Source organism: Cupriavidus sp. 05T313 (assembly GCF_056396665.1).
This window is the reverse complement of record NZ_JBFTLX010000399.1, coordinates 1-4,186: the sequence shown is the minus strand read 5'-3', so window position 1 is coordinate 4,186 and position 4,186 is coordinate 1. Positions and strand designations below refer to the sequence as shown.

General features: G+C 62.9%; 5 protein-coding genes. All 5 read right to left on the bottom strand.

Features of this window, described 5'->3' with window-relative positions; genetic code table 11:
* Nucleotides 1–1,295, bottom strand: a 1,295-nt coding sequence (ccoG, locus tag AC1DKD_RS39640) for a cytochrome c oxidase accessory protein CcoG (RefSeq protein WP_477144598.1), incomplete at its 3' end; no start/stop codon positions are given.
* A gap of 49 nt (nt 1,296–1,344) precedes the next feature.
* Nucleotides 1,345–2,271: a cytochrome-c oxidase, cbb3-type subunit III gene (gene ccoP, locus AC1DKD_RS39635; protein WP_477144597.1), complete on the bottom strand. Its 927-nt coding sequence runs from the start codon at nt 2,269–2,271 to the stop codon at nt 1,345–1,347.
* Between the two features lie 3 nt (nt 2,272–2,274).
* Nucleotides 2,275–2,478 carry a cbb3-type cytochrome oxidase subunit 3 gene (locus tag AC1DKD_RS39630; protein WP_035867847.1) on the bottom strand — a complete coding sequence of 68 codons (204 nt, stop codon included), beginning with the start codon at nt 2,476–2,478 and terminating at the stop codon, nt 2,275–2,277.
* 3 nt (nt 2,479–2,481) lie between these two features.
* On the bottom strand, nt 2,482–3,159 hold the full coding sequence (gene ccoO / locus AC1DKD_RS39625; RefSeq protein WP_441632174.1) for a cytochrome-c oxidase, cbb3-type subunit II: 678 nt from the start codon (nt 3,157–3,159) through the stop codon (nt 2,482–2,484).
* A 19-nt stretch (nt 3,160–3,178) separates the two neighbouring features.
* A partial coding sequence (locus tag AC1DKD_RS39620) for a cbb3-type cytochrome c oxidase subunit I (RefSeq protein ID WP_477144596.1) occupies nt 3,179–4,186 on the bottom strand: 1,008 nt, incomplete at its 5' end.

Below are 4,186 nucleotides of genomic sequence, written 5' to 3'. Positions count from 1 at the left end.
GCCAGGCCCTTCAGGTCATCACTGTCCGCGCGAATGGCCACATGCATCGGCGCCTCGGTCGTGTTGATCAGTTGCAGGCGATACACGTTCTCGATCCAGCGTCCCTCCACTTCCCTGCCCAGCGCGCCGCGGTCGCGGATGATATCGACCTTGAGCGGTGTGCGCATGGCCAGCGACACCGTGAAGCCGGCAACCAGGGCCAGCCAGATCACGGAGTACACCACCGTGCGCGGCCGGAACAGACGCTTGCGCGCCTCCGCCTCGGGCAGCACGCTGCGCATGGCGTTCTCCGAGGTGTAGCGGATCAGCCCGCGCGGATACGCCATCTTGTCCATGACCTGGTTGCAGGCGTCGATGCAGGCGCCGCAACCGATGCAGTCGTACTGCAGGCCGTCGCGAATATCGATGCCGGTGGGGCAGACCTGCACGCAGATGCTGCAGTTCACGCAATCGCCCATGCCGGCGGCCTGGTGGTCCACCTTGCGCGAGCGGCTGCCGCGCGGCTCGCCGCGGCCCACGTCATACGTCACCACATACGTGTCGCGATCGACCATCACGCTCTGGAAGCGTGCATAAGGACACATGTACTTGCACACCTGCTCGCGCATGAAGCCGGCGTTGCCCCAGGTGGCGAAGGCGTAGAACAGCATCCAGAACGTTTGCCACGGCCCCAGCGACAGGCTGAGCACGTGGCCGCCCAACTCGCGAATGGGCGAAAAGTACCCGACGAAGGTAAAGCCGGTCCAYAGSGCGATCACSAYCCAGAGCGTGTGCTTGGTSGCCTTGAGCCGCAGCTTGCGCRSGCTCCACGGATCGCCATCCAGGCGGATGCGGGCAAAGCGATCGCCTTCCACATGCCGCTCGATCCACATGAAGATTTCTGTGTACACCGTCTGCGGACAGGCATAGCCGCAGAACAGGCGACCCGCGATCGCCGTGAACAGGAACAGCGAGAGCGCGGAAATCACCAGCAGCACGGACAGGTAGATCACATCCTGCGGCCAGAGCACCAAGCCGAAGATGTAGAACTTGCGCGCGCCGAGATCGAACAACATGGCCTGGCGGCCGTTCCATTGCAGCCAGGGCATGCCATAGAAGAACAGCTGGGTCAGGACCACCATCCAGACCCGCCAGCTCGAAAACGCCCCTGTGACTGAGCGCGGATAGATCTTGCGGCGGACTTCGTACAGGGTTTCATCCGAGGTTTCCCCATCCCCCGTGGCGGATGCGGGCTCCCGCAGAGGCCCCCAGGCGGCTCCGTGCTTTCTCAGCGGTTCCGGTTCCGGGGCATTCATGGGCGATCACCCCCAGCGGCACGCAGGCTCCACATGCTGGCGTCGCCGTTCATTGCCCGCTCCCCGCGGGGGCTGCCCCATTGTTCGACAGTCCCCAGACATAGGCCGTCAGCATGCGGATGCGCTCCGGCGTCAGGATTTCCTCGTGTGCCGGCATGTGGTTGTTGTGACCCTTCAGGATGGCGTCGACGATGTTTGCCTCCGAACTGCCGTASAGCCAGACSYTGTCCGACAGGTTSGGCGCRCCGAGCGCCTGGTTRCCCTTGCCGGAAGAGCCATGGCAGGCCGCGCACGTGGACTTGAATGTGCTTTCGCCACGCGAGGCGCGAATCGGATCGGAAGACAAGCCTGACAGCGAACGAACGTATTGCGCCACGTCGCCGGCCAGTTTGCCGTCGATGGTCGAAGCGAATGACGGCATCACGCCGTTGCGCCCCTTGGTAATGGTCTGGGTGATGGTCGCGGGATCGCCGCCATASAGCCAGTCGTTGTCGGTCAGGTTSGGAAAGCCGCGGCTGCCGCGCGCGTCGGAGCCATGGCAYTGCGCGCAGTAGTTGAGAAACAGGCGCTGCCCGATCTCGCGCGCAGCCGGATCCGCGGCCACCTGCTTGACGTCCATCTGCATGTACTTGCCATAGACATCGCTCTGCACCTGCTCAGCCGCCTTGCGATGTGCCTCCAGTTCGACCCGGCTGGATGTCTTGAGCACGCCGGCGTAGGAACCCAGTCCCGGGTACAGCACCAGGTAGACCAGCCCGAAGAGGCAAGCCAGCAGGAACATCCACATCCACCAGCGTGGCAGCGGATTGTTCAGCTCGCGCAGGTCGCCGTCCCACACGTGGCCAGTGTCTTCGGTAGCGCCGGCCACCTTGACCACCTTGCGCTGGGAGAACAGCAGCCATATGCACCAGACGATGCCTACCAGCGCAATGGCGGCGATGTAGTAACTCCAGAAATCCGTGAAGAAGTCGCTCATGACTCAGTGTTCCTGCTTGGTGTTGTTTGCTCCGCCGGCACGATGGCGGCCGTCGTGGTTCGCGGCCAGCGGCTCGTCGGGCAGCGCGAATGGCAGCATGGCCGACTCCTGGTTGGCTGCCTTGCGGCCGGACGACCAGGCCCACCAGCAGATCGCGAGAAACGCCACCATCGAGATCACGGTGGAAAACGCAGTGATCATTGCCATGGCTTACTCCTTGGCCGGCGCGGCTGCGGGCTGAACCGCGGCTGCGGTGTCCACACGCACATTGCGCTTGCTGATGCCAAGCTCCTGCAGGTAGGCGACCATCGCGTCCTCTTCGGTCTTGCCTGCCAGCGTGGCGGGCGCCTGTTCGATCTCGGCGTCGGTATAGGGCACACCCAGCCGCCTCAGCGCACGCATGCGGTCGCGGATATCGTTGGCCTGCAGCGGAGCCTTCTCGAGCCACGGGTAGGACGGCATCACCGACTCGGGCACCACGTCGCGCGGATTGCGCAGGTGGATGCGCTGCCAGTCATCGGAATAGCGGCCGCCCACGCGCGCCAGGTCGGGACCAGTACGCTTGGAGCCCCACAGGAAGGGATGGTCATAGACCGATTCGCCGGCCGTCGAGTAGTGGCCATAGCGTTCGACATCGCCCTGCAGCGTACGCACCTGCTGCGAATGGCAGCCCACGCAACCCTCGCGGATATAGATATCGCGGCCCATCAGGCGCAGCGGCGAATACGGCTTGATCCCCGCATCGGGCTCCGTTGTGGAGTGCTGGAAGAACAGCGGCACAATCTGGACTAGCCCGGCGATACTGACCACCAGGATGGTGCAGATGATCAGCCAGCCGATGTTCTTCTCCAGGGTCTCGTGCGTAAAGAAGCTTCGTTTTTCAGACATCGTTTCTATCCTGGAATGATCAATGGGCGGAGGCACCAACGCTGGTCGGGATCGGCGCATCCACCGCGGGCTTGCCGATGATGGTTCGCGCCACGTTGTAGGCCATCAGCAACATGCCGGACAGGAAACACAGGCCACCCAGCAAGCGGATCAGGTAGAACGGGTACTTGGCCTTGACCGCTTCCACGAAGGCATAGGTGAGCGTGCCGTCGGGCTGCGTGGCCCGCCACATCAAGCCTTCCATCACGCCTGCGATCCACATCGAGGCGATATACAGGACCACGCCGATGGTGGCGATCCAGAAGTGCAGTTCGATCAGCCGCACGCTGTACATCTCCTTCTCGCCAAACAGACGCGGGATCAGGTAATAGAGCGAGCCGATCGAAATCATCGCGACCCAGCCCAGCGCACCGGAGTGCACGTGGCCGATGGTCCAGTCCGTGTAGTGCGACAGCGCGTTGACAGTCTTGATCGACATCATCGAGCCCTCGAAGGTCGCCATGCCGTAGAAGGACAGCGCCACCACCAGGAACTTGAGGATGGGATCGGTGCGCAGCTTGTGCCAGGCACCCGACAAGGTCATGATGCCGTTGATCATGCCGCCCCAAGAAGGCGCCAGCAGGATCAGCGAGAACACCATGCCGAGCGACTGCGCCCAGTCGGGCAGCGCGGTGTACTGCAGGTGGTGGGGGCCGGCCCACATATAGGTGAAGTTCAGCGCCCAGAAGTGAACGATCGACAGGCGGTAGGAGTAGATCGGGCGGCCGGCCTGCTTGGGAATGAAGTAATACATCATGCCCAGGAAGCTGGTGGTCAGGAAAAAGCCCACCGCGTTATGGCCGTACCACCACTGCACCATGGCGTCCTGCACGCCGGCATAGGCCGAGTAGGACTTCCACATCGTCACAGGCATCTCGACGTTGTTGACGATGTGCAATATGGCGATGGTCAGGATGTAAGCGCCGAAGAACCAGTTGGCCACGTAGATATGGCGGGTCTTGCGCTTCATGATGGTGCCGAAGAACAC